The 23,381-nt window shown below is 65.9% G+C and carries 22 protein-coding genes and 1 pseudogene; 13 read left to right on the top strand and 10 right to left on the bottom strand.

Annotated features, from left to right (window positions below):
* Window positions 1–14: 14 nt before the first annotated feature.
* On the bottom strand, window positions 15–593 hold the full coding sequence (locus tag AB4850_RS15260) for a YqiA/YcfP family alpha/beta fold hydrolase (RefSeq protein WP_414443873.1): 579 nt from the start codon (window positions 591–593) through the stop codon (window positions 15–17).
* Window positions 590–1,981 carry a UDP-N-acetylmuramate:L-alanyl-gamma-D-glutamyl-meso-diaminopimelate ligase gene (gene mpl, locus AB4850_RS15255; protein ID WP_414443872.1) on the bottom strand — a complete coding sequence of 464 codons (1,392 nt, stop codon included), beginning with the start codon at window positions 1,979–1,981 and terminating at the stop codon, window positions 590–592. Before mpl ends, AB4850_RS15260 begins: the two co-directional genes overlap by 4 nt.
* A gap of 187 nt (window positions 1,982–2,168) precedes the next feature.
* Between mpl and AB4850_RS15250 the strand changes: the two genes are divergently transcribed.
* The 10 genes from AB4850_RS15250 (at window position 2,169) to AB4850_RS15205 (ending at window position 10,289) form a co-directional block, all read left to right on the top strand.
* Complete coding sequence (locus tag AB4850_RS15250; RefSeq protein WP_414443871.1) at window positions 2,169–2,831, top strand: UDP-N-acetylmuramate--alanine ligase; 663 nt, start codon at window positions 2,169–2,171, stop codon at window positions 2,829–2,831.
* A complete protein-coding gene (locus AB4850_RS15245) occupies window positions 2,821–3,369 on the top strand; it encodes a TlpA family protein disulfide reductase (protein WP_414443870.1) in 549 nt (182 codons plus the stop codon). The genes AB4850_RS15250 and AB4850_RS15245 overlap by 11 nt, the downstream gene beginning before the upstream one ends.
* Window positions 3,370–3,563: 194 nt before the next feature.
* Window positions 3,564–4,016 carry a type II 3-dehydroquinate dehydratase gene (aroQ, locus tag AB4850_RS15240; protein WP_414443869.1) on the top strand — a complete coding sequence of 151 codons (453 nt, stop codon included), beginning with the start codon at window positions 3,564–3,566 and terminating at the stop codon, window positions 4,014–4,016.
* 68 nt (window positions 4,017–4,084) lie between these two features.
* Window positions 4,085–4,549, top strand: coding sequence for an acetyl-CoA carboxylase biotin carboxyl carrier protein (gene accB / locus AB4850_RS15235; protein WP_414443868.1), 465 nt, complete (start codon window positions 4,085–4,087; stop codon window positions 4,547–4,549).
* 55 nt (window positions 4,550–4,604) lie between these two features.
* Window positions 4,605–5,972 (top strand): acetyl-CoA carboxylase biotin carboxylase subunit, encoded by a 1,368-nt coding sequence (gene accC, locus AB4850_RS15230; protein WP_414443867.1) that lies wholly within the window; start codon window positions 4,605–4,607, stop codon window positions 5,970–5,972.
* A gap of 2 nt (window positions 5,973–5,974) precedes the next feature.
* Window positions 5,975–6,877 (top strand): 50S ribosomal protein L11 methyltransferase, encoded by a 903-nt coding sequence (gene prmA / locus AB4850_RS15225; RefSeq protein WP_414443866.1) that lies wholly within the window; start codon window positions 5,975–5,977, stop codon window positions 6,875–6,877.
* Window positions 6,878–6,918: 41 nt separating this feature from the next.
* Complete coding sequence (locus AB4850_RS15220) at window positions 6,919–8,178, top strand: zinc-ribbon and DUF3426 domain-containing protein (RefSeq protein ID WP_414445525.1); 1,260 nt, start codon at window positions 6,919–6,921, stop codon at window positions 8,176–8,178.
* 74 nt (window positions 8,179–8,252) lie between these two features.
* A complete protein-coding gene (gene tpx / locus AB4850_RS15215) occupies window positions 8,253–8,756 on the top strand; it encodes a thiol peroxidase (protein ID WP_206128790.1) in 504 nt (167 codons plus the stop codon).
* 95 nt (window positions 8,757–8,851) lie between these two features.
* Entirely contained in the window at window positions 8,852–9,790 is a 939-nt protein-coding gene (locus AB4850_RS15210; RefSeq protein WP_414443865.1) for a carbohydrate kinase family protein, read from the top strand.
* A 22-nt stretch (window positions 9,791–9,812) separates the two neighbouring features.
* Window positions 9,813–10,289: a glycine zipper 2TM domain-containing protein gene (locus AB4850_RS15205; RefSeq protein WP_414443864.1), complete on the top strand. Its 477-nt coding sequence runs from the start codon at window positions 9,813–9,815 to the stop codon at window positions 10,287–10,289.
* 285 nt (window positions 10,290–10,574) lie between these two features.
* On the opposite strand, the gene AB4850_RS15200 is transcribed toward AB4850_RS15205, so the two are convergent.
* The 7 genes and pseudogenes from AB4850_RS15200 to AB4850_RS15170 all read right to left on the bottom strand — a co-directional run bounded on the left by AB4850_RS15200 (window position 10,575) and on the right by AB4850_RS15170 (window position 18,490).
* Entirely contained in the window at window positions 10,575–11,252 is a 678-nt protein-coding gene (locus AB4850_RS15200; RefSeq protein WP_414443863.1) for a histone H1-like DNA-binding protein, read from the bottom strand.
* Between the two features lie 28 nt (window positions 11,253–11,280).
* Window positions 11,281–11,606 (bottom strand): annotated as a pseudogene (locus AB4850_RS15195) (hypothetical protein).
* Between the two features lie 78 nt (window positions 11,607–11,684).
* On the bottom strand, window positions 11,685–12,893 hold the full coding sequence (locus AB4850_RS15190) for a ribonucleotide-diphosphate reductase subunit beta (RefSeq protein WP_414443862.1): 1,209 nt from the start codon (window positions 12,891–12,893) through the stop codon (window positions 11,685–11,687).
* A 349-nt stretch (window positions 12,894–13,242) separates the two neighbouring features.
* Window positions 13,243–16,221 carry a ribonucleoside-diphosphate reductase subunit alpha gene (locus tag AB4850_RS15185; RefSeq protein WP_414443861.1) on the bottom strand — a complete coding sequence of 993 codons (2,979 nt, stop codon included), beginning with the start codon at window positions 16,219–16,221 and terminating at the stop codon, window positions 13,243–13,245.
* A 463-nt stretch (window positions 16,222–16,684) separates the two neighbouring features.
* The gene (gene ampD / locus AB4850_RS15180; RefSeq protein ID WP_414443860.1) at window positions 16,685–17,269 is read right to left on the bottom strand and encodes a 1,6-anhydro-N-acetylmuramyl-L-alanine amidase AmpD; all 585 of its coding nucleotides are present in this window, start codon (window positions 17,267–17,269) and stop codon (window positions 16,685–16,687) included.
* Window positions 17,266–17,574: a PP0621 family protein gene (locus AB4850_RS15175; RefSeq protein WP_414443859.1), complete on the bottom strand. Its 309-nt coding sequence runs from the start codon at window positions 17,572–17,574 to the stop codon at window positions 17,266–17,268. The genes ampD and AB4850_RS15175 overlap by 4 nt, the downstream gene beginning before the upstream one ends.
* Window positions 17,575–17,587: 13 nt before the next feature.
* Window positions 17,588–18,490: an inner membrane protein YpjD gene (locus AB4850_RS15170; protein ID WP_414443858.1), complete on the bottom strand. Its 903-nt coding sequence runs from the start codon at window positions 18,488–18,490 to the stop codon at window positions 17,588–17,590.
* Window positions 18,491–18,577: 87 nt separating this feature from the next.
* Between AB4850_RS15170 and ffh the strand changes: the two genes are divergently transcribed.
* Entirely contained in the window at window positions 18,578–19,945 is a 1,368-nt protein-coding gene (gene ffh, locus AB4850_RS15165; protein WP_414443857.1) for a signal recognition particle protein, read from the top strand.
* A gap of 123 nt (window positions 19,946–20,068) precedes the next feature.
* A complete protein-coding gene (locus tag AB4850_RS15160; protein ID WP_414443856.1) occupies window positions 20,069–20,620 on the top strand; it encodes a hypoxanthine-guanine phosphoribosyltransferase in 552 nt (183 codons plus the stop codon).
* Between the two features lie 133 nt (window positions 20,621–20,753).
* Here the strand turns inward: AB4850_RS15160 and AB4850_RS15155 are convergent, their stop codons facing one another.
* Window positions 20,754–22,490 carry a proline--tRNA ligase gene (locus AB4850_RS15155; protein ID WP_414443855.1) on the bottom strand — a complete coding sequence of 579 codons (1,737 nt, stop codon included), beginning with the start codon at window positions 22,488–22,490 and terminating at the stop codon, window positions 20,754–20,756.
* Between the two features lie 231 nt (window positions 22,491–22,721).
* Here AB4850_RS15155 and AB4850_RS15150 point away from each other — a divergent pair, with 231 nt between their 5' ends.
* Window positions 22,722–23,360 (top strand): RNA pyrophosphohydrolase, encoded by a 639-nt coding sequence (locus tag AB4850_RS15150; protein ID WP_414443854.1) that lies wholly within the window; start codon window positions 22,722–22,724, stop codon window positions 23,358–23,360.
* The last annotated feature ends 21 nt before the right edge of the window (window positions 23,361–23,381 follow it).

Raw genomic sequence — 23,381 nt, 5'->3', positions numbered from 1 at the left:
CCTGACGGGCGCGGCTAGGGCGTTCGCGGCGCGTCGCAGAACGCCAGCACCTCGTCGGCGTAGTCGGCGAACTCGCTGATGCCGTGATCGCTGCCGTCGATGAGGCGGGTGCGCGCGCCCGGATAGTGCGCGAGCATCTCGCGGTAGTCGAGCACTTCGTCGCCCGTCGCGGCGATCAGATAGTAGCGTTCCGGGCGCGTCACGGCGCGCACGCTCAACGCGTCAAGTTCGCCCAGATGGCGCGGTTCGACGACGATGCTGCCGCCGCCGTGCCAGAGCGGCTGCTCGCCGAGATGGCGCGCCAGGTCGCGCTGCGGCAGCGTGGCCGGATTGAGCAGCACCGCGCGCCAGCCATGCTGTTCGGCCAGCCAGGTGGCGTAATAACCGCCCAGCGAGCTGCCGATCACGGTGACCGTGTCCGACGCCGCGCCGGCCACCTCGGCTTCGGCCCGCGCCACCGCTTCGAGCGGCGACACCGACAGCGCCGGGCAGCGCCATTCGTCGGCTCGGCCGAGTTCGGCCATGCGCGCCGCCAGCAGCCGCGACTTGAACGACTGCGGCGACGACCGGAACCCGTGCAGATACAGAATCACGCGCCGCCCCGTGCGGACAGCGCGTCGAGCAGCTTCTGGTGCACGCCGCCGAAACCGCCGTTGCTCATCACGAGGATCTGGTCGCCCGGCCGGGCGGCGGCCGTGACGGCCTTGACCAGCGCATTGAGATCGTCGAACGCCTGCGCGCGCTCGCCGAGCGGCGCCAGCGCATCGGCCAGGCTCCAGCCGAGCGCGTCGCGGCCCGACGCCGCGCCGTAGCCGAACACGAGATCGGCATCGGCCAGGCTGCCCGGCAGTTGCGCCTTCATGGTGCCGAGCTTCATGGTGTTCGAGCGCGGCTCCAGCACCGCGAGGATGCGGGTGTGATCGCGGCCGATTCGCGCGCGCAGGCCGGCGATCGTGGTGTCGATCGCGGTCGGGTGGTGCGCGAAATCGTCGTAGACGGTCACGCCGTCGACGCTGCCGCGAACCTCCATGCGCCGCTTGACGTTGCGGAAGGTGGCGAACGAACGCGCCGCCTGGGCCGGCGGCACGCCGACCGAGCGCGCGGCCGCGATCGCTGCCAGCGCGTTCTGGCGGTTGTGCTCGCCCTGCACCGTCCATTCGACTTCGCCCATCCGCTCGCCGCGCCAGTAAACCGCGAAGCGCTCGTCGACGGGCACGCCGTCCTCGGCCGGCAGCGCCTGCCAGCCGCCTTCCACGCCGAAGCGTTCGACCTCGCTCCAGCAGCCGCGCGCCAGCACGCGGTCGAGCGCGGCCTCGCGGCCGTTCGAGACGATGCGGCCGACGCCCGGCACGGTGCGCACGAGGTGATGGAATTGGGTTTCGATCGCGGCGAGATCAGGGAAGATGTCGGCGTGATCGAATTCGAGGTTGTTCAGCACCGCGGTGCGCGCCCGGTAATGGACGAACTTGGAGCGCTTGTCGAAGAACGCCGTGTCGTACTCGTCGGCCTCGATCACGAAGAAGCTCGAATCGGTCAGCCGCGCCGACACGCCGAAGTTCAGCGGCACGCCGCCGATCAGGAAGCCCGGGTTCAGGCCGGAATCCTCGAGCAGCCAGGCCAGCATCGAGCTGGTGGTGGTCTTGCCGTGGGTGCCGGCCACGGCCAGCACCCACTTGCCGGCCAGCACGTGCTCGCCGAGCCACTGCGGGCCGGACGTGTACGGCAGGCCGCGATCGAGGATCGCTTCCATCAGCGGATTGCCGCGCGAGACGACATTGCCGATCACGAACAGGTCGGGCGCCAGATCGACCTGTTCGGCGCCGTAACCTTCGATCAGTTGTATACCCTGCGCTTCGAGCTGGGTGCTCATCGGCGGATAGACGCCCGCGTCGCATCCGGTCACGGTATGGCCCGCCTCGCGGGCGAGCACGGCGAGCCCGCCCATGAACGTGCCGCAGATGCCAAGAATGTGGATATGCATAGAGAGCTGTCGCGCCGCGCGGGCGCCATGCGAAGTCGCGAATCGAAACCGGCGGGCGCGCCGTGCCGCGAGGATCGCGCCGGCCGGCAGCCGGAGAAAGGCTGCCATTGTAACCGAGCCGCCTGCCCCGCCGCGTCGGCCGGGCAGGCGCTGCGCCGTCCGGCCGATCGAGTATGATTGCCGCACCATGCCTCGACACTCCCTGCTCGATCCGCGCCGCGTCCGCGAGGAAATCGCGCTCGCCGCCGCCCGCCTCATCGCCGAGGACGGGCTCGATTACGCCGCCGCGAAACGCAAGGCCGCCCGCCAGTTGCTCGGCGACACCCGGATCGCCGGGGAATGGCTGCCCGACAACGACATGATCGAGGCCGAGCTGCACGAATACATGGCGCTGTTCCAGTCCGACACGCAACCGGCCGAGCTGGCGCGGCTGCGGCAGGTGGCGCTCGACTGGATGGAGCGGCTCGCGCCGTTCGCGCCCTACCTGGCCGGCTCCGTGCTGAACGGCACCGCCAACGCGCACTCCGACATCCATCTGCAGATGTTTTCCGACAGCCAGAAGGAAGTCGCGATCTATCTGCTGAACCAGAACATCCAGTACGACGTGTCCGAAACCCGGCATTTCGCCGGTCGCGGCGACGTCGAGACCTTGAGCTTTCTCTGGCGCGAGCGTCGCGATGCCGACCCGATCGGCATTCACCTGGCACTCTACGGCGCCGACGACCTGCGCGGCGCGGTGCGCGCCGATGCGCGCGGCCGGCTCAATCGCGCCGACGCCGCGGCCCTGCGCGCGCTGCTCGACGCGCCGGCCGCCCTTTCCACTCCGATTCGATCCGAAGATGAACAGTAAACGATACCTCCCCATCGCCGTGGTCGCGGCCGTTGCGGTCGCCGGCGGTCTCGCCGCCGGCCACTGGATGCGCGGCGACGTGTTCGAGAACGCCGCCGAAGCGGCCACCGCCAAGGCCGATCCGGTCGCCACGCTGTGGGCCGCATCGGTCACCGACGACGACGGCAAGCCGCAATCGCTGGCGGCCTTCAAGGGCCAGAAGGTCGTGGTGAACTTCTGGGCGTCGTGGTGCGGCCCCTGCGTCAAGGAAATGCCGGAACTCGTGCAGCTCTCGCACGCCTACAAGGCGAAGGGCATTCGTTTCGTCGGGGTGGCCGTCGACTCGGACAAGAACGTCCAGGCGTTCCTGCAGAAAGTGAAGGTGGACTACCCGGTATTCGTCAGCGGCTACGCCGGCGCGGATCTGGCCCGTAATTTTGGCAACACGGCCGGCGCCTTGCCGTTTACGGTCGTAATTGATGCGAACGGCCGGGTACGCATGACAAAATTAGGCGAAATCGAGCCGAACCAGCTCAAGAAGACGCTCGACACGCTTTAAGCGCGAAGCTTTTCGTATCGCGCGTTACCGGCGGTTGACCTCCGGTTCGCGGCAGATTGGCGAAAAATACCGCGAACTTCGCGCTACGGCGGGCAATTCGGCCCGCCGCGAGCAAGCGCGCCACACGGCAAAACTGGACAAATTTCTCGAAACGGCGATAAAGTGCGCCCAATTCCGCAGAAATTGAAGCGACCATGACACGATTGCTGGTACTGCACGGCCCCAACCTCAATCTTCTCGGCACCCGGGAACCCGGGGTCTACGGGCGCGTAACACTGGCCGAGATCGATCGGGCCCTGGCCGCGCGGGCAACCGAAGCGGGCGCCGAACTGAGCTCGTTCCAGAGCAATCACGAAGGCGCGCTGGTCGACCGCATCCACGCTGCCCGGGACGAAAAGACCGATTTCATCGTGATCAACCCGGCCGCCTACACGCATACGAGTGTCGCGATCCGCGACGCGCTGGCCGGCGTCGCCATTCCGTTCGTCGAGGTACATCTGTCGAATGTGCACCGCCGCGAGTCGTTCCGGCATCACTCGTACTTCTCCGATCAGGCCGAAGGCGTGATCTGCGGCCTCGGCTGGAAGGGCTACCTGTACGCGCTCGAGCATGCGCTCGATACGCTGCAGGGTGCGTCGCGCGGCTGAGCAGTTTCAAGAATCCGAATCGCAGCCGGCACGGCCGGCGCTTCACGACTAGACAAGGGGAATACCCGATGGACCTTCGCAAGCTGAAAACCCTGATCGACCTCGTCTCCGAATCCGGCATCTCCGAGCTGGAAGTCACGGAAGGCGAAGGCAAGGTGCGTATCGTCAAGAACGCGCCGCCCGTCTATGTGCAGTCCGCCCCCGGCTACCTGCCGCAAGCCGGCGCACCCGCACCGGTCGGGAACGTCGGCGGCGAAGCTGCCGCACCGGCCGCCGCGCCGGCGCCGGCCGCACCGCAAGGCCACGTCGTCACCTCGCCGATGGTCGGCACGTTCTATCGCGCACCGTCGCCGGGCGCCGATCCGTTCGTCCAGGTGGGCGACACGGTCAAGGAAGGCCAGACGCTGTGCATCATCGAAGCGATGAAGCTGCTCAACGAGATCGAGTCCGACAAGTCGGGCATCATCAAGGAAATCCTCGTCGAGAACGGCCAGGCGGTCGAATACGGCCAGCCGCTGTACGTGATCGGCTAAAGCCGAGCGCGCCGCCCCGCGCCAGAGCGCGCTACCGGAAAGACGAATACCCGCTATGTTTGAAAAAATCCTCATCGCCAATCGCGGCGAAATCGCCTTGCGCATCCAGCGCGCGTGCCGCGAACTCGGCGTCAAGACGGTCGTCGTGTACTCGGAAGCCGACAAGGAAGCCAAGTACGTGAAGCTGGCCGACGAAGCGGTCTGTATCGGCCCCGCTCCGTCGAACCTCAGCTACCTGAACATGCCCGCGCTGATCAGCGCGGCCGAGGTGACCGACGCGCAAGCGATCCACCCCGGCTACGGCTTCCTGTCCGAGAACGCCGACTTCGCCGAGCGCGTCGAGCAATCGGGCTTCACCTTCATCGGCCCGCGTCCGGACACGATCCGCATGATGGGCGACAAGGTCACCGCGAAGCAGACCATGATCCGCACCGGCGTGCCGTGCGTGCCGGGCTCGGAAGGCGCTTTGCCCGAAGATCCGAAGGAAATCGTCAAGATCGCGCGCGCGGTCGGCTACCCCGTCATCATCAAGGCGGCGGGCGGCGGCGGCGGCCGCGGCATGCGGGTCGTCCACACGGAAGCGGCGCTCGTCAACGCGGTCAACATGACCCGCGAGGAAGCCGGCCGTGCGTTCGGCAACCCGCAGGTGTACATGGAGAAGTACCTCGAGAATCCGCGCCACATCGAGATCCAGGTGCTGGCCGATTCGCACAAGAACGCGCTCTGGCTCGGCGAACGCGACTGCTCGATGCAGCGCCGCCACCAGAAGGTGATCGAGGAAGCGCCGGCGCCGGGCATCGCGCGCCGCCTGATCGATCGCATCGGCGACCGCTGCGCCGACGCCTGCAAGAAGATGGGCTACCTCGGCGCGGGCACGTTCGAATTCCTGTACGAGAACAACGAGTTCTACTTCATCGAGATGAACACGCGCGTGCAGGTCGAGCATCCGGTCACGGAGCTGATCACCGGCGTCGACATCGTGCAGGAACAGATCAAGATCGCGGCCGGCGAGAAGCTCGCGCTGCGCCAGCGCGACATCCAGTTCCGCGGCCACGCGATCGAATGCCGCGTGAACGCCGAAGATCCGTTCAAGTTCACGCCGTCGCCGGGCCGGATCACGTCGTGGCACACGCCGGGCGGCCCGGGCATCCGCGTCGATTCGCACGTCTACAACGGCTATTTCGTCCCGCCGAACTACGATTCGATGATCGGCAAGCTGATCGCCTACGGCGCGACGCGCGAGCAGGCCATGGCGCGCATGCGCATCGCGCTGTCGGAAATGGTCGTCGAAGGCATCCAGACGAACATCCCGCTGCACCGCGAGCTGATGCTCGACTCGAAGTTCGTCGAAGGCGGCACCAGCATCCACTATCTGGAAAATCGCCTGGCCGCCAAGCAGCAGGTCGCGCCGGACGAGGCCTGAGCATGAGCTACCGGGAACTGGTCGTCGAGCTCGCGCGCGAGCATGCGGAAGCGCTGTCGGACGCGCTGATCGAGCTGGGCGCGCTGTCGGTGTCCGTCGAGGATGCCGACGCCGACACACCCGACGAGCAGCCGCTGTTCGGCGAGCCCGGCCTCACGCCCGAGCGCGCCGCCTGGCAACATTCGCGGGTGATCGCGCTGCTGGCGGAAACAGCCGATCCGGCCGTGCTGCTGGCGGCCGCCGCGAACGAAGTCGGCCTCGATGCCGCGCCCGCGTTCAGCGTGCGTGACGTCGAGGAGCAGGATTGGGTGCGACTCACGCAATCGCAGTTCGATCCGATCCCGATCGGCGAACGGATCTGGGTGGTGCCCTCGTGGCACGATGCACCCGATCCCGACGCGCTGGTGCTGGAGCTCGATCCGGGCCTCGCGTTCGGCACGGGCAGCCACCCCACCACGCGACTTTGCATGGAATGGCTCGAGCAAACCGTGCAGGCCGGCCAATCGGTGCTGGACTACGGCTGCGGCTCGGGCATTCTCGCGATCCTCGCCAGGAAGTGCGGCGCGGGCGAGGTGACCGGCATCGACATCGATCCGCAAGCCGTCGAATCGGCTCGCCACAACAGCGAGCGCAATCGCGCCGACGTGACCTACGGCCTGCCCGACGATTGCCCGGCCGGTGAATTCGATATCGTGGTCGCCAACATCCTGTCGAACCCGCTCAAACTGATGGCGTCGATGCTGGCGTCGAAGGTCAAGCCGGGCGGCCGCATCGCGCTGTCGGGCGTGCTGGCACGGCAGGCGGACGAAGTCGCGGCCGTGTATGCGCGCTATGTCAACATTTCGGTCTGGCGCGAGCACGAAGGTTGGGTGTGCCTTGCCGGAACCCGGCGCGAAAGCCATTAGAATAGGCGCTGTCCTTCACTCCGGCCCCGCTGCCCGTGACCATGCCACTCGCGACGCGCTGCCCCCACTGTGAAACCGTGTTCCGGATTCAGCCGGAACATCTGAAGCTGCACGGCGGGCTCGCACGTTGCGGGCACTGCCAGCAGGTCTTCGACGCGGCGAATTCGCTCGTCGAGCCCGATCCCGAACTGGCCCCGGCCATCGTCGAACCGCAGCCCGCCACGGCAAGCGCGCCGTCTCAGCCGCCGCGCGTGTTCTCGGCCACCTTGGCGCACGCCACCCCCGACCAGCCCGCGAACGGCAACTTCACGCCCGGCGATTGGGACATGTGGGCGCCCTGGCTCGACGGCGGCATCGATCCCGCGCTGCGCCATCACGGCGGCAACACCGGTACCGAGCCGCTGGTGCCGATCGAATCGGCCTCTCGCCTCGAAGCGCCGGCCAATCAGGCCGGCCTGATGCGCGGGGCGATGACGCGGCCCGCGAACGGCCAGCCCGCCGTCGCCCTCCATGACGGCGAGCATGAAGCCGCCGTGGCCGTCGCTGCCATCGATACGGCGCCGCCGATCGCTGCGGTGCCACGCGATGCGGCCGAGCCGTCGCTCGGCCTCGCCGTGGCACCGCTTCCCCTCGTCGATACCGACGATCCCCTGCACCCGGTCGAAGCGGACGATCACGTCCGCGTCCACCTGCCGCCGCGCCACACGCCCCCGAACGAGCCGTTCGCCGCCGAGCCCGCCGCCGACGGCCGCGTCCATTTCGCGATGACGCGCGAATCGCCGGCCACCGCACGCGGCGGCTTCGGCCGGCGCGTGTTCGGCGGCTTCGTCGCGGGTTTGCTGATCGTGGTGCTGGCGGGCCAGATGGCCTGGTGGTGCCGCGAACCGCTGATCGTGCACTGGCCGGCCAGCCAGCCGCTGTTCGCGCAGGCCTGCTCGGCGTTCGGTTGCACGCTCGAACCGCCGCGTGCGATCGACGGGCTGCGGCTCGGCGCCTCGGACCTGCGCCAGCTCGACGGCTCGCGCGTGCTCGAACTGAAGGTGCCGCTGTCGAACCGCACCACCATCGCGCTCGCCTACCCGTCGATCGAGCTGACGCTGCTCGATGTGTCGGATCGGGTGGCCGCGCGTCGCGTGCTGGCGCCCGCCGATTACGTCAGGCCGGGCACGCCGATGGGCGCGGGCCTGCCGGCCGGCGCCACCGAAACCTCGTACGTGCGGATCGATACCGCGCCGGGGGCCGCCGACGGCGCGCCCGGCATCGCCGCATCGAATTTCCGCGTCCAGATCTTCTATCCGTAAGCGCACGGCGCCCCGCACCGGGCGCGCCGGCCTCAACCTCGGCGTCGCATGACGCCCTCTCTCCGGAGTACGAAATGAGCAAAGTCACCCTGGGCGGCAACCCGATCGAACTCGCCGGCGCGTTCCCGACGGTCGGCGCGCAAGCCCCCGACTTCAAGCTGGTTGGCCAGGACCTCGGCGAGCTGTCGCTCGCGAGCTTCGCGGGCAAGCGCAAGGTGCTGAACATCGTGCCGAGCCTCGACACGCCGACCTGCGCCACGTCCACGCGCAAGTTCAACGAAGCGGCCGGCAAGCTGGCGGATACGGCCGTGGTGGTGGTGTCGGGCGACCTGCCGTTCGCCGCCAAGCGCTTCTGCACGACCGAAGGCCTCGAAAACGTGTCGACGGCCTCGACGTTCCGCGGCGGCCGCGAATTCGCGAACGCCTACGGCGTCGACGTCACGAGCGGCCCGCTGAACGGCCTGACCGCGCGCGCGGTGGTGGTCATCGATGCGAACGACAAGGTCGTCTACACGGAACTGGTCGGCGAAATCAAGGACGAGCCGAACTACGACGCCGCCCTCGCCGCACTGAAGTAAGCACTCCGCTTAGGTACCCGCGCGCATCGCCCCGGCATGGCGATGCGCGTCGCTTTTTCTTCTCTCGCCGCCTTCCCTTCTGAACAGGAACGACCTTGGCTACCCTGATTTGCGGTTCGATCGCCTACGACAACATCATGACCTTCGAAGGGCGCTTCCGGGAGCACATCCTGCCCGACCAGGTCCACCTCATCAACCTGAGCTTCCTGGTGCCCACCATGCGCCGCGAGTTCGGCGGCTGCGCCGGCAACATCGGCTATGCGCTGCATGCGCTCGGTGGCGATGCGCGCGTGATGGGCACGATCGGCGCCATCGACGCCCAGCTCTATCTCGACCGCTTCGATGCGCTCGGCCTGTCGCGCGACCACGTGCGCGTGGTGCCCGACACGCACTCGGCGCAGGCGATGATCACCACCGACCTCGACAACAACCAGATCGCCGCGTTCCACCCGGGCGCGATGATGCAGTCGCACCTGAACCACGCCGGCGAAGCGCGCGACATCACGCTTGCGATCGTCGGCCCGGACGGCTTCCAGGGCATGGTCCAGCACGTCGAGGAACTGGCCAAGGCGGGCGTGCCGTTCATCTTCGATCCGGGCCAGGGCCTGCCCTTGTTCGACCGCGACACGTTGCGTCGCAGCATTGAACTTGCCACCTATCTGGCGGTCAACGATTACGAAGCCAAACTGGTGAGCGACAAGACGGGCTGGTCGGAAGACGAGATCGCGAGCCGGGTCCAGGCCCTGATCATCACGCGCGGCGAACACGGCGCCACGATCCGCCACCGCGAAGGCACCGAGCAGATCCCGGTCGTGAAGGCCGAACAGATCGTCGATCCCACCGGTTGCGGCGACGCCTTCCGCGGCGGCCTGCTGTACGGGATCGAGAAGGGCCTGGATTGGGCCACCACCGGCCGCCTCGCGAGCCTCATGGGGTCGATCAAGATCGCTCACCCGGGCCCGCAAAGCTACACGCTGAGCCGCGCGGAAATCCTGTCCCGCTTCGAGACCGCGTTCGGCTACAGTATCGAATAAGATTTGTTGGAGAGAACCACCCATGCTGACCAGGAAAACCCTCATGCTCGCCGCGATGATCACCGCTTCGGTGTCGCTCGCGGGCTGCTTCGCACCGCCGGGCTCGGCGGACGTCTATAGCTCGAGCCAGGCGAATCGCGAGCAAAGCGTCCGGCTCGGCACGATCGAAAGCGTGCGTGCCGTGCGCATCGAAAGCGACACCGGTGCCGGCTCCACGCTCGGCACGCTCGGCGGCGGCGCACTCGGTGCGGTGGCCGGCAGCGCGATCGGCGGCGGCCGAGGGTCGATCCTCACCGCAATCGCCGGCGGTATCGCCGGTGCGGTGGCAGGCAATGCGATCGGCCAGGGCATGAGCACGGCGAACGGTGTGGAAATCACCGTGCGCCTCGACAACGGCGATCTGCGTTCGATCACGCAGGCCGCCACGCCTGAAGTATTCCGCGCCGGTGACCGCGTCCGCCTGCTGTCGAGCGGCGGCGTCACCCGCGTCACGCATTAGAGGAGACCTCAGCGCGCGGCTCAAGCCGCGATATCCCGCGCATACGCGATTCGTTTCGCGTATGCGTTTTTTATGCGCGCGAAAAACGTGCGACGCGGGTGCGAAGCGTACGCAGCATGCGAGGCCATTCCCGCCGTCGCGCACGCATAAAAAAATCCCGCTGCCGAAACCGGCAACGGGATCTGATCGAGCCGACGAATCGGCCCGCTACATCATCTGCTTCAGGCTATACAACGCTGGCCGTACGGTGCCGCGCAACCGGTCTACGGTCGCGCGGCAAACCGATTACGGACGGCTGCCCGTCGGGAACGGCCATGCCGCTGCCGGGTTCAGCGCGGTCTTCGCACCCGAGGACGGTGCCACCGACGCCGTCGACGCCGTGGTCGTCGCCGGAGCGGCTGCGGCCTTCTTCGCGGCTGCCTTCTTCGCCGGCGCTGCCTTCTTGGCGGCCGGTGCCTTCTTCGCTGCCGGGGCTGCCTTCTTGGCGGCCGGCGCCTTCTTCGCTGCCGGTGCGGCTGCGGCCTTCTTGGCGGCCGGTGCAGCCTTCTTCGCTGCCGGTGCCTTCTTGACGGCAGCAACCTTCTTCACTGCTGCCTTCTTGGCGGCCGGTGCTGCCTTCTTGGCAGCAACCTTCTTCACGGCAACTTTCTTCGCCGCAACCTTCTTCGCTGCCGGCGCCTTCTTGGCGGCAACCTTCTTCACCGCTGCCTTCTTGGCGGCCGGTGCTGCCTTCTTCGCGGCAACCTTCTTCACTGCGACCTTCTTCGCAGCAACCTTCTTCACCGCTGCCTTCTTGGCGGCCGGTGCTGCCTTCTTCGCGGCAACCTTCTTCACCGCGACTTTCTTCGCAGCAACCTTCTTCACTGCGACCTTCTTCGCCGGGGCAGCCTTCTTCGCTGCGACCGGTGCGGCCTTCTTGGCGGCGACTTTCTTCGCAGCCGGTTTCTTCTTGGCAACTGCCATGATGTTCTCCTTCAGGTTCAGATGAGAGTCAGTTCAAACACCCTTCGTCAAAACCCGTTTCTCGCGGACGGTATAGGCGTTACGCGCGCTACGAAGCGGGCTATTCATCGGCGTACGCTTCCTGCTCGCGCTTACGCTAATGAATACGGTAAGGCGCGCCGTGCCCTGCGGCACCGCGCGCCAGATCAAGTGGGCAGCCGACGCCGTTCGCGCCGTCGCCCCGAATCGCTTGATAAAGACGGGAGGCTCGAGGCCTGCCGGCTTTTCCGGAGGGAAGTTTGCCCAGCCCACTGAAGGGTTCGCAAGGTGCCTGTCATATCTGAGCGCCGTATCGGCGCAGGCCACGCTTTGCATCAGGCGTTCTGCTCCTAAACCTTGCGCCGGGCGTGCACGCCCGGCGGTTCACATGCTGCTGACGGAGTCGCGCCCGGGTTATTCCCAGGACAGCGCGCCACCCGTCTGATACTCGATCACTCGCGTCTCGAAGAAGTTCCGCTCTTTCTTCAAATCGATCATCTCGCTCATCCACGGGAACGGGTTTTCTTCGTTCTGATAAAGCGCGTCGAGGCCAATTTGCTGGCAACGACGATTCGCGATGAAGCGCAGATAACCCTTGAACATGCCCGCGTTCAGACCGAGCACGCCGCGCGGCATCGTGTCTTCAGCGTAGCGATACTCGAGCTCGACTGCATGCTTGAACAGCTCGCGGATCTCGGCGCGGAACTCGTTCGTCCACAGATGCGGATTCTCGAGCTTGATCTGGTTGATCAGGTCGATGCCGAAATTGCAGTGCATCGACTCGTCGCGCAGGATGTACTGATACTGTTCCGCGGCGCCCGTCATCTTGTTCTGGCGGCCCAGCGCGAGAATCTGCGTGAAGCCGACATAGAAGAACAGGCCTTCCATGATGCAGGCGAACACGATCAGCGACTTCAGCAATTTCTGGTCCGCGTCGGGCGTGCCCGTCACGAACGCCGGGTCCGTCAGCGTGTGGATGAACGGAATCAGGAACTCGTCCTTGTCGCGGATCGATTTGATCTCGTGATACGCGTTGAACATCTCGCCTTCATCGAGGCCGAGCGATTCGACGATGTACTGATAGGCGTGGGTGTGGATCGCTTCCTCGAACGCCTGGCGCAGCAGGTACTGCCGGCACTCGGGCGCGGTGATGTGGCGATAGGTGCCCAGCACGATGTTGTTCGCGGCGAGCGAATCGGCCGTCACGAAGAAGCCGAGGTTGCGCTTGACGATGCGGCGCTCGTCTTCGGTCAGACCGTTCGGGTCTTTCCACAGCGCGATGTCGCGGGACATGTTCACTTCCTGCGGCATCCAGTGGTTCGCACAACCCGCCAGATACTTTTCCCACGCCCACTTGTATTTGAACGGCACCAACTGATTGACGTCGGTCTTGCCGTTGATGATGCGCTTGTCGTCGATATTGACGCGCTCTTGCGAGCCGGCCAAGGGCGCTGCCGCCGGTGCGTACGGTGCGACCGCGAGGTCGCCTTCGAAAATGTCGCGTACCGACGGAGCCTGATGAGCGGCAGGCGCTGCCTGCACACCGACAGCCATTCCGGCGGGGGCGCGTTGCGCTCCACTCGCGGGCGTTGCGGCCGTCTTCTCGTCATCCCAATTGAGCATAAATTCTCACCATCAATTTAGAACGGTTTGTACCATCTTTTCTTGAGCGATAAAAGGGTTCGCTCATGAAAAATCCTGTTTTCGATTCGCGCTGCGACCTCGATACAACACTTCGCGCAGCATGAGACCGATCGCGATGCATGACTCGCGAGTGATGCGGTGGGTTCGGGACATCGAGCGATGATCGTCGAGTGTGCGACTGCGTCGCCCGATCGTCCCGCTCACGGCACTCGCGATGCGTGTCGCGAGACTGCCAAAGTACGGATTCCTTATCCGTTTGTAGTCAACGACGGCGCGCAGTTCAACCTTCGTCTCGAATGCGCGCCGCGTTCACTTCAACGTGCCGCGCTTACTGGCACGCTTCGCACTCTTCGAAGCCCGCGTCGCCCGGACGCATCGTGCAGACCGGACCATCGGCTTCGATGGGTGCCGCGTTCAAGGCGCCCGACACATCCGAGCCACCCGCCGCGCCGAAACCACCGGCCGCGCCTTGCGCACCACCGGCCGAACCGCCGCCGCTCATGCCGCCGGACGGCACCGCGTTCAGTGCGCCGTGCGCCACCGTCGACTTCTCGACGTGCGTCGCCGCCATCGTGCGGAGATAGTAGGTGGTCTTCAGGCCACGCAGCCAAGCGAGCTTGTAGATCTCGTCGAGCTTCTTGCCCGATGCACCGGCCATGAAGATGTTGAGCGATTGCGCCTGGTCGATCCACTTCTGACGACGCGAGGCGCCTTCGACCAGCCACTTCGGATCGACTTCGAACGCCGTCGCGTAGATGGCGCGCAGGTCCGACGGGATTCGATCGATGCGCGAGAGCATGCCGTCGAAGTACTTCAGGTCGGCGACCATCACTTCATCCCACAGGCCGCGTTCCTTCAGGTCGCGCACCAGGAACTCGTTGACCACCGTGAACTCGCCCGACAGGTTCGACTTCACGAACAGGTTCTGGAAGGTCGGCTCGATACACGGCGAGACGCCGATGATGTTCGAGATGGTGGCGGTCGGCGCGATCGCGATGCAGTTCGAGTTGCGCATGCCGTGGACGGCGATCCGCTCACGCAGCGGCGCCCAGTCGAGCGATTCGCTCATGTCGACTTCGACATAGCCGCCGCGCGCTTCTTCCAGCAGCTTCAGCGAATCCTGCGGGAGGATGCCGCGATCCCACAGCGAACCGCGGTAGCTCGAGTAGCGGCCGCGCTCTTCCGACAGCTCGGTCGACGCCCAGTAGGCGTAGTAGCAGACCGCTTCCATCGAACGGTCGGCGAACTCGACCGCCGCATCCGACGAGAACGGCGTGCGCAGCAGGTGCAGGCAATCCTGGAAGCCCATGATGCCCATGCCGACGGGGCGGTGCTTCAGGTTCGAGTTACGTGCCTTCGCCACCGCGTAGTAATTGATGTCGATGACGTTGTCGAGCATGCGCATCGCCACGCTGATGGTGCGCTTGAGCTTGTCGTGGTCGAGCGCGTAGTTGCCGTCCGCCTGCTTGACCAGGTGAGCGACGAGGTTGACCGAGCCGAGGTTGCAGACCGCGATTTCGGTGTCGCTCGTGTTCAGCGTGATTTCCGTGCACAGGTTCGACGAGTGGACCACGCCGACGTGCTGCTGCGGGGAACGGATATTGCAGGGATCCTTGAACGTGATCCACGGGTGACCCGTTTCGAACAGCATGCCGAGCATCTTGCGCCAGAGTTGCTGCGCCGGAATCTTCTTGAACAGCTTCAGCTCGCCGCGCGCAACCTTCTGTTCGTAGCCGACATAGGCCGCTTCGAATTCGGCGCCGAACTTGTCGTGCAGATCCGGGCAGGTCGACGGCGAGAACAGCGTCCAGTCGGTGCCTTCCATCACGCGCTTCATGAACAGGTCGGGAATCCAGTTCGCCGTGTTCATGTCGTGGGTGCGGCGGCGATCGTCGCCGGTGTTCTTGCGCAGCTCGAGGAATTCCTCGATGTCGAGGTGCCACGTTTCGAGGTACGCGCACACCGCGCCCTTGCGCTTGCCGCCCTGGTTGACCGCCACGGCCGTGTCGTTGACGACCTTCAGGAACGGCACCACGCCTTGCGACTTGCCGTTCGTGCCCTTGATATGCGAACCGAGCGCACGCACGCGCGTCCAGTCGTTGCCGAGGCCGCCGGCAAACTTCGAGAGCAGCGCGTTTTCCTTCAGCGCTTCATAAATGCCGTCGAGATCGTCGGCAACCGTCGTCAGGTAGCACGACGACAGTTGCGAGCGGCGCGTGCCCGAGTTGAACAGCGTCGGGGTGGAGCTCATGAAGTCGAAGCTCGACAGCACGTTGTAGAACTCGATCGCCCGTGCTTCGCGGTCGACTTCGTTCAGCGACAGGCCCATCGCCACGCGCATGAAGAACGCTTGCGGCATTTCGATGCGGGTGCCGTCGACGTGCAGGAAGTAGCGGTCGTACAGCGTCTGCAGGCCCAGATAGCCGAACTGCAAGTCGCGGCTTGCGTCGAGCGCGGCACCCAGGCGCGGCAGATCGAACTGCAGCAGCTTGTCGTCGAGCAGCTCGGCTTCGACGCCGCGCTTCAGGAATTGCGGGAAGTATTCGACGTAGCGCGCCTGCATCTCGCCTTGCAGCACTTCCTCGCCGAGGATTTCGCGACGGATCGTGTGCAGCAGGATGCGCGACGTGACCTGGCTGTAAGCCGGGTCCTTCTCGATCATCGTGCGGGCGGCCAGGATCGCCGAATCGTAGACCTGGCTCAACGGCACGCCGTCGTACAGGTTCTTGATCGTTTCCGTGACGATCGGCTCCGGGTTGACGGCATCGCCCAGCCCTTCGCAGGCCGCGCCGACCAGTGCACGCAGGTCGGCCAGGTCGAGCGGACGCGTCACGCCCTTGTCGGTCACGTTCAGGCCGGTGGTGCCGGCCGGTGCGTCGACCGGCGCGTCGGCATGCGCGCGCTCGAGGTGACGCTTCTCGCGGTACAGCACGTAGGCGCGTGCGACGTTGTGCTCGCCGCCGCGCATCAGCGCCAGTTCGACCTGATCCTGGATGTCTTCGATATGGAACGTGCCGCCGTTCGGGCGGCTGCGCACCAGCGCGCGCACGACGCTTTGCGTCAGTTGCTCGACCAGCTCGCGCACACGCGCCGACGCGGCACCCTGGCCGCCGTTCACCGCGAGGAACGCCTTCGTCACGGCGATCGCGATTTTCGACGGCTCGAACGCCACCACGCTGCCGTTACGGCGGATCACCTTGTAGTCGGCGAACGTCGTCTGCGGCGCCAGTGCGGGCGCCTGCGAAGCCGTTCCAAGAGGGCGCTGCGCGCTCTCGTATTGGGACGTCCCGGTGTCGGTCGTTTGCATGTGCAAAGCTCCTGGTGTTGGATGGTGCGGAGAGATCCGCGGATTTGAAGATTAATGCGCCGGGCTTGGCGCGGGCGGCAAAACACAATAGCGGCACGGGCCGCGCGATACCGTACAACCGACGTCTGCTTTCGTCATGCGTATCGCGCCCCTTGCCGCCTGGTGTGTCTGCGCTATCCGCGGCGCGCCGGGCTGGCCGGGCGCCGCGCTCAGAATTCGTGCCGGCAGCCCCCTGCCGGTGGAGCGGGCCACCTTGGCGGTGCCCACTGTTTTAACACTATATCTAGTGACAAACTCGTCAACTGGCACCAAGTATAGTGGACGTTCTTGCTATCTCAAAACGGAAAATTTGGGGCTTCGCTATTGACAGCGAAGCACATTGGCGAAGGCGTAGACGGGGCAAGGATCGAGCGAAATCGTCGCGGCAGCGCAGCGTGCCGAGCGGTGCTCGACGCTTGCCCGGTTAGCGACGATAAGGAAAGGATTCGGGGCCGAGGCCGGTATCGCTCGCATAGCGTTGCCAATCGAAGCACGGGCCGGGGTCGGTCTTGCGGCCCGGCGCGATGTCGGCATGGCCGGCCACTGCCTCGACCGGATAGCGGGCGACGAGCGCACGCGTCAGCGTGGCCAGCGTGGCGTATTGCGCCGGCTCGAACGGCTGGTCGTCGGCGCCTTCGAGTTCGATGCCGATGGAGAAATCGTTGCATCGCTCGCGGCCGAGGAAGTTCGACGCGCCGGCGTGCCAGGCGCGCGCGTCGCACGACACGAACTGCACCAGCTCGCCATCGCGGCGGATCAGGAAATGCGCCGAGACGCGCAGGCCGCGCAGGTTCGCGTCGAAATAGGGATGCGCATCGCAATCGAGCCGGTTCTGGAACAGCGCCTCGATCGCCTCGCCGCCGAACTCGCCGGGCGGCAGGCTGATGTTGTGCACCACCAGCAGCGTGGGCGTCACCCCTGCCGGCCTGGCCTCGTGATTCGGCGACGGCGCGTGGCGCGCATCACGCACCCAGCCGTACGCGTCGATCACCGGCAGCGCTTGCGTCACGCGCCGCGGCTGGCCGACGTCGTGTGACGTGCCGCGTGCTCGGTGCTGCAGAAGAATTCGCCGCCGGCGGACACCGCCTCGCCCTTCGGCGTGTGCACGCCGCAGTGCGCGCAGCGCACCATCGGCTCGGGCAGCGCGGCGGCACGCTCGGCCGACGGTCGAGCGCCGCCGAAGCCGGGGCCGCGCCCGGAAGACGGGCCGCCGGCCGAAACGCCACGTGCGGTGCGTTCCTGCGCCTGGCGCAGCTTGCGCGCCACCCAGGAGCCGGCGAAGAACAGGAGGATCAGCAGGAGAAGGTTACGCATCGAATTCAGACCATCAGACCACGGAACGGTGCAGCAGCACCTCGAGCACGAAGCGGCTGCCGACATAGGCGAGCAGCAGCGCGCCGAACGAGGCGAGCACCCAGCGTGCGGCGCCGCGCCCGCGCCAGCCCGACAGGCGGCGCGCGACGAGGATACCGCCGAACATGAACCACGAGAGGATCGCGAACACCGTCTTGTGATCGAAGCGCAGCGCGCGCGCATCCACCTGCTCGCTGAACAGGATGCCCGAGGCGAGCGTGAGTGTCAGCAGCACGAAGCCGGCGGCGATCAGACGGAACAGCAGCTTTTCGAGCGTCAGCAGCGGCGGCAGCGTTTCGAGCCAGCCCGCCAGGAAACTGGCCGACTCGATCCGCGCGCCTTGCCGCAGCGCCTGCAGGCGGCGCTCGACCATCAGCATCAGCACCGCGTGCAGTGCCGCGATCGCGAACAATCCGTAGGCGATGTTGGCGATCAGGAAGTGCATCTTGAACAATGGCGCGGCCGCATACGGCAGCACGCGCACGCCGCCGAACGCGAGCGGCAGCAGCGAAGCGGCGCAGGCCAGCGGCAGCACCAGCAGGCGCAGGCTGTCGAGCCGGAAGAAGAAGCTCTCGATCCAGTAGATGCCGGCGCCGAGCCAGAACATCGCCGACAACGCGAACGCGAAGCCGAACACCATCGAATCGTGCGGGAAGATGGTGGCGTGCAGCAGCACGCCGTGGGCGAGCAGCGCCGCGAACAGCAGCGCGCGGCCCGTGCCGCTCACCCCGGACGCGGCGGATGCGCGCAGGTCCCGCGGCACGGGAGGCACGCTCGCGACGAGCGGCTGCGCAAGGCCGGAACGGTGCGCGCGCCATCCTGCGACGGACAGGCCGCCGTACAGGAGCGCGGTGAGGGCATACAGTACAATATCCATGTTCGAAGTTTACACTAGGCCCCTTGCCTGCGACGGCTGTCAATATAGCCGACGCCAGCCTTCAGGCCCCACTGTCCATCGCTCCCCATGCTCGACAATCTCACCCAACGGATGGCGCGCGTCGTCAAGACGCTGCGCGGCGAAGCCCGTCTCACCGAAGCGAACACGCAGGAGATGCTGCGTGAAGTCCGTCTCGCGCTGCTCGAGGCCGACGTTTCGCTGCCGGTCGTCCGCGAATTCATCGCCAAGGTCAAGGAAAAGGCGCTCGGCGAGGATGTGATCAGCAGCCTGTCGCCGGGCCAAGCGCTCGTCGGCGTGGTGCAGAAGGAACTGACCGCCGTGATCGGCGGCGACTACGAAGGCAAGGCCGCCGAGCTGAACCTCGCCGTCACGCCGCCCGCGATCATCCTGATGGCCGGCCTGCAAGGCGCGGGCAAGACCACCACGGTCGGCAAGCTCGCCAAGCTGCTGCGCGACAAGCAGAAGAAGAAAGTGCTGACGGTGTCGTGCGACATCTACCGCCCCGCCGCGATCGCCCAGTTGAAAACGGTGAGCGAACAGGTCGGCGCCGAATTCTTCCCGTCCACGCCGGACCAGAAGCCCGTCGAGATCGCGCGCGCCGCGGTCGACTGGGCCAAGCGCCATTACTGCGACGTGCTGATCGTCGACACGGCCGGCCGCCTCGGTATCGACGAGGCGATGATGAAGGAAATCGCCGACCTGCACGCGGCGCTCGATCCGGCCGAAACGCTGTTCGTGGTCGACGCGATGCTGGGCCAGGATGCCGTCAACACCGCCAAGGCGTTCAACGACGCCCTGCCGCTCACGGGCGTGGTGCTGACCAAGCTCGACGGCGATTCGCGCGGCGGCGCGGCGCTGTCGGTGCGCCACATCACCGGCAAGCCGATCAAGTTCGTCGGCGTGGCCGAAAAGCTCGACGGCCTCGAAGTGTTCCACCCGGATCGCATGGCGAACCGCATCCTCGGCATGGGCGACATCCTCGCGCTGGTCGAGGAAGCGCAGCGCGGCGTCGACATGCAGGCGGCCGAAAAGCTCGCCAACAAGGTCAAGAAGGGCGGCGATTTCGACCTCGACGATTTCCGTGCGCAAATCTCCCAGATGAAGAACATGGGCGGCCTGTCGTCGCTGATGGACAAGCTGCCGGCGCAGTTCCAGCAAGCCGCCGCCGGCGCCAACATGGGCATGGCCGAGAAGCAGATCCGCCGCATGGAAGGCATCATCAACTCGATGACGCCGACCGAGCGCGCCAAGCCCGAACTGATCAAGGCCACCCGCAAGCGCCGCATCGCGGCCGGCGCGGGCGTGCCGGTGCAGGAAGTCAACCGCATGCTGAATCAGTACGACCAGATGCGCACCATGATGAAGAAGCTGAAGGGCGGCAACATGCAGAAAATGATGCGCGGCCTGAAGGGCATGATGCCGGGCATGCGTTAAGCGGCCCCGCATCGAATTTTGCCGCGCCCCACGCGGCACGATGCGAGGTATATCCTACTCACGCATCGTCCGCCGGCCCGTTCGCGGGCCGTTTCCGATTGATCCGATCGCACCTCAGAACCCATGAACCGCGAAGAAGCCCTTCAGATATTCCAGCACTCCGAGCAGATCGTCTCCGCCGAGGAGGTCAACGCCTCGATCTCGCGGATGGCCTCCGCGATCCGCGACGAAATCGGCGATGCGTTCCCGCTCGTGCTGTCGGTGATGGGCGGCGCGGCCGTGTTTACCGGCATGCTGCTGCCGCACCTCGATTTCCCGCTCGAGTTCGACTACATCCACCTGACGCGCTACCGGAACACCACCCAGGGCAGCCCGGAAATGCACTGGCGCGTGGCGCCGCGCGAATCGGTGAAGGATCGCATCGTGATCGTGCTCGACGACATCCTCGACGAAGGCGAAACGATGGCCGCGATCCGCGACCGCATCCTCGACATGGGCGCGAAGCGGTTCCTGTCCGCCGTGCTGTGCGAAAAGACGCTCGCCAAGGACAAGCCGCTGCATCCGGATTTCTGCGGCTTTTCGGTGCCGGATCGTTACGTGTTCGGCTGCGGCATGGATGCCAAGGGCTACTGGCGCAACCTGCCGACGATCCGCGCGCTGACGGCCGAGGTCTGACGCCGGCCAACGCCAGCGCCACGCGCGCGGCGCCCGCGCACAAAACAAAACGGCTCGCGCCAGAACGCGAGCCGTTTTTTCATGGGCGGCCCCGGGAACGGCGCACCGAGGCGCCCTTCCCGCCGGCCCGCGTTCAGCGCGCGAGCGCTTCGCGCACCTTTTCGATCACCGTCAGCGCCGCGCCCTGAACCGGCAGCAGCGTCGCCTCGGTTTCGCGACGGCCCTGATACTCGATCTTGCCGTCCTTCAGGCCACGATCGCCGATCACGAGGCGGTGCGGCACGCCGATCAGTTCCCAATCGGCGAACATCACGCCCGGGCGCTCGCCGCGATCGTCGAGGATCACGTCGATGCCGGCTGCCAGCAGGTCGGCGTGCAGCGTATCGGCCGCTTCGCGCACCGCTTCGCTGCGGTCATAGCCCATCGGGCACAGCACGACCTGGAACGGGGCGATCGATTCGGGCCAGATGATGCCCTTGTCGTCGAAGTTCTGTTCGATCGCGGCGCCGAGAATGCGCGTGACGCCGATCCCGTAGCAACCCATTTCCATCGGCTGCGGCTTGCCGTTTTCATCGAGGAACGTCGAACCGAGCGCCTTCGAGTACTTGGTGCCGAGCTGGAACACATGGCCGACCTCGATGCCGCGGCAGATGTCGAGCACGCCCTTGCCGTCAGGCGACGCGTCGCCCTTCCTGACGTTGCGCAGGTCGGCGACGACCGGCTCGGGCAGGTCGCGGCCCCAGTTCACGCCGGCGATGTGGTAATCCACCTCGTTGGCGCCCACCACGAAATCGCTCATGTTCGCGACCGTGCGATCGGCGATCACCTTGACCGGCTTCTTGGTACCGATCGGGCCGAGGTAGCCCGGCGGCGTGCCGAACCATTCGACGATCTCGGCTTCGGTCGCCATGCGATAACCGGCCAGGCCCGGCTGCTTCGACGCCTTGATCTCGTTCAGTTCGTGATCGCCGCGCATCATCAACAGCCAGATGGTGGGCTCGGCGCCTTCGTTGTCGGTCGCGACGATGATCGACTTGATGGTGCGTTCCAGCGGGATATTCAGCAGCTCGGCCACCGCTTCGCACTTCGCCTTGCCCGGCGTGGCGACCTTGGCGAGCGCCTCGGCCGGCGCCGCGCGGCTGGCGATCAGCGGCAGCGCTTCGGCCGCCTCGACGTTCGCCGCGAAATCGGAGGTCGGGCAATAGGCGATCGCGTCCTCGCCGGTGTCCGCGATCACGTGGAATTCATGCGAGCCGCTGCCGCCGATCGAGCCGTTGTCGGCCGCCACCGCGCGGAATTCGAGGCCGATGCGCGTAAACACGCGCACGTAGGCTTCGTACATCTTGCGGTACGACTCCTTGAGGCCGGCCTGATCCTTGTCGAACGAATAGGCGTCCTTCATGATGAATTCGCGGCCGCGCATCACGCCGAAGCGCGGGCGGATCTCGTCACGGAATTTGGTCTGGATCTGATAGAAGTTCACCGGCATTTGCCGGTAGCTCTTGATCTGCGCGCGCGCGATGTCGGTGATGACTTCCTCGTGCGTCGGCCCGATCACGAAGTCGTTGTCCTTGCGATCCTTGAAGCGCAGCAGTTCGGGGCCGTATTGCACCCAGCGGCCCGATTCCTGCCACAGCTCGGCCGGCTGGACGGCCGGCATCAGCAGTTCGATCGCACCTGCCCGGTTCATCTCCTCGCGCACGATCGCCTCGACCTTGCGAATCGAGCGCAGGCCGATCGGCAGATAGTTGTAGATACCGCCGGCGACGCGGCGAATCATGCCGGCGCGCACCATCAGTTTGTGGCTGACGATCTCGGCGTCGGCGGGAGCTTCCTTCAGGGTGCCGATAAAGAAACGGGAGGCTTTCATGCGGACAGTTCCAGAAACGACGGCCCAACGCGGGGCCGCCGGAAAAAGGCGAAAAGGGGTGGATAACTGCGCGCAACGGTGTGCAACGAGGCGATCGCGGCGCAGATGACGTAGCAGACGAATCGGGGACAGTGTAGCTGCGAACCTCGCCGAGATTCGGGCCAATGCGGTGCGCGGCGCCCGTTATCTGTTTATAATCAAAGCAATTTTAAAGGATTCGAAGGTGGTTGTATGCTGGATCGTGAAGGCTTTCGCCCGAACGTCGGCATCATCCTCTTGAACGCGCACAATGAGGTGTTTTGGGGCAAACGGCTTCGTGAGCATTCCTGGCAATTCCCGCAAGGGGGCATCAAGTATGGTGAGACCCCGATGCAGGCCATGTTCAGGGAATTGCACGAGGAGACGGGCCTGCTTCCCGAGCACGTCAAGATCATCGGCCGCACACGCGACTGGTTGCGTTACGAGGTGCCGGACAAGTTCATCAAGCGTGAAGTCCGCGGGCATTATCGCGGGCAAAAGCAGATCTGGTTTCTGCTGCGGATGGTCGGACGCGATTGCGACATTTGCTTGCGCGCAACCGACCACCCGGAGTTCGATGCCTGGCGCTGGAACGAGTACTGGGTGCCGCTTGACGCAGTGATCGAGTTCAAGCGGGATGTCTATCAGTTGGCGTTGACGGAATTGTCGCGTTTCCTGCGCCGGCCGGCGCAGCGGCCCGACGGCAACAAAACGCGCGCCGCAGTGCGGCCCACGCGTTATCCGCGCATGATCGGGGTTCATCCGATCGACGCATCGCAGGTGTGTTCCGAGGTCGAGCCGGGCGCTAGCGTGCTCGACGAGCCCCCGGTTCGCTACCTGCTGCGCGACTGATCCCGCCGACCGGGAAAACCA

Origin of the sequence: Burkholderia sp. 22PA0106 (assembly GCF_047497155.1) — a bacterium.
Lineage (GTDB): Bacteria > Pseudomonadota > Gammaproteobacteria > Burkholderiales > Burkholderiaceae > Burkholderia.
The sequence above is the reverse complement of the archived record's forward strand: the minus strand, read 5'-3'. Positions and strand labels throughout refer to the sequence as shown.

Excerpts from the sequence above, each read along its gene's own strand:
- mpl (WP_414443872.1), bottom strand. The coding sequence starts at position 1,981 with ATGCATATCCACATTCTTGGCATCTGCGGCACGTTCATGGGCGGGCTC.
- AB4850_RS15250 (WP_414443871.1), top strand. The coding sequence starts at position 2,169 with ATGCCTCGACACTCCCTGCTCGATCCGCGCCGCGTCCGCGAGGAAATC.
- AB4850_RS15245 (WP_414443870.1), top strand. The coding sequence starts at position 2,821 with ATGAACAGTAAACGATACCTCCCCATCGCCGTGGTCGCGGCCGTTGCG.
- aroQ (WP_414443869.1), top strand. The coding sequence starts at position 3,564 with ATGACACGATTGCTGGTACTGCACGGCCCCAACCTCAATCTTCTCGGC.
- accB (WP_414443868.1), top strand. The coding sequence starts at position 4,085 with ATGGACCTTCGCAAGCTGAAAACCCTGATCGACCTCGTCTCCGAATCC.
- accC (WP_414443867.1), top strand. The coding sequence starts at position 4,605 with ATGTTTGAAAAAATCCTCATCGCCAATCGCGGCGAAATCGCCTTGCGC.
- prmA (WP_414443866.1), top strand. The coding sequence starts at position 5,975 with ATGAGCTACCGGGAACTGGTCGTCGAGCTCGCGCGCGAGCATGCGGAA.
- AB4850_RS15220 (WP_414445525.1), top strand. The coding sequence starts at position 6,919 with ATGCCACTCGCGACGCGCTGCCCCCACTGTGAAACCGTGTTCCGGATT.
- tpx (WP_206128790.1), top strand. The coding sequence starts at position 8,253 with ATGAGCAAAGTCACCCTGGGCGGCAACCCGATCGAACTCGCCGGCGCG.
- AB4850_RS15205 (WP_414443864.1), top strand. The coding sequence starts at position 9,813 with ATGCTGACCAGGAAAACCCTCATGCTCGCCGCGATGATCACCGCTTCG.
- AB4850_RS15200 (WP_414443863.1), bottom strand. The coding sequence starts at position 11,252 with ATGGCAGTTGCCAAGAAGAAACCGGCTGCGAAGAAAGTCGCCGCCAAG.
- AB4850_RS15190 (WP_414443862.1), bottom strand. The coding sequence starts at position 12,893 with ATGCTCAATTGGGATGACGAGAAGACGGCCGCAACGCCCGCGAGTGGA.
- AB4850_RS15185 (WP_414443861.1), bottom strand. The coding sequence starts at position 16,221 with ATGCAAACGACCGACACCGGGACGTCCCAATACGAGAGCGCGCAGCGC.
- AB4850_RS15175 (WP_414443859.1), bottom strand. The coding sequence starts at position 17,574 with ATGCGTAACCTTCTCCTGCTGATCCTCCTGTTCTTCGCCGGCTCCTGG.
- AB4850_RS15170 (WP_414443858.1), bottom strand. The coding sequence starts at position 18,490 with ATGGATATTGTACTGTATGCCCTCACCGCGCTCCTGTACGGCGGCCTG.
- ffh (WP_414443857.1), top strand. The coding sequence starts at position 18,578 with ATGCTCGACAATCTCACCCAACGGATGGCGCGCGTCGTCAAGACGCTG.
- AB4850_RS15160 (WP_414443856.1), top strand. The coding sequence starts at position 20,069 with ATGAACCGCGAAGAAGCCCTTCAGATATTCCAGCACTCCGAGCAGATC.
- AB4850_RS15155 (WP_414443855.1), bottom strand. The coding sequence starts at position 22,490 with ATGAAAGCCTCCCGTTTCTTTATCGGCACCCTGAAGGAAGCTCCCGCC.
- AB4850_RS15150 (WP_414443854.1), top strand. The coding sequence starts at position 22,722 with ATGCTGGATCGTGAAGGCTTTCGCCCGAACGTCGGCATCATCCTCTTG.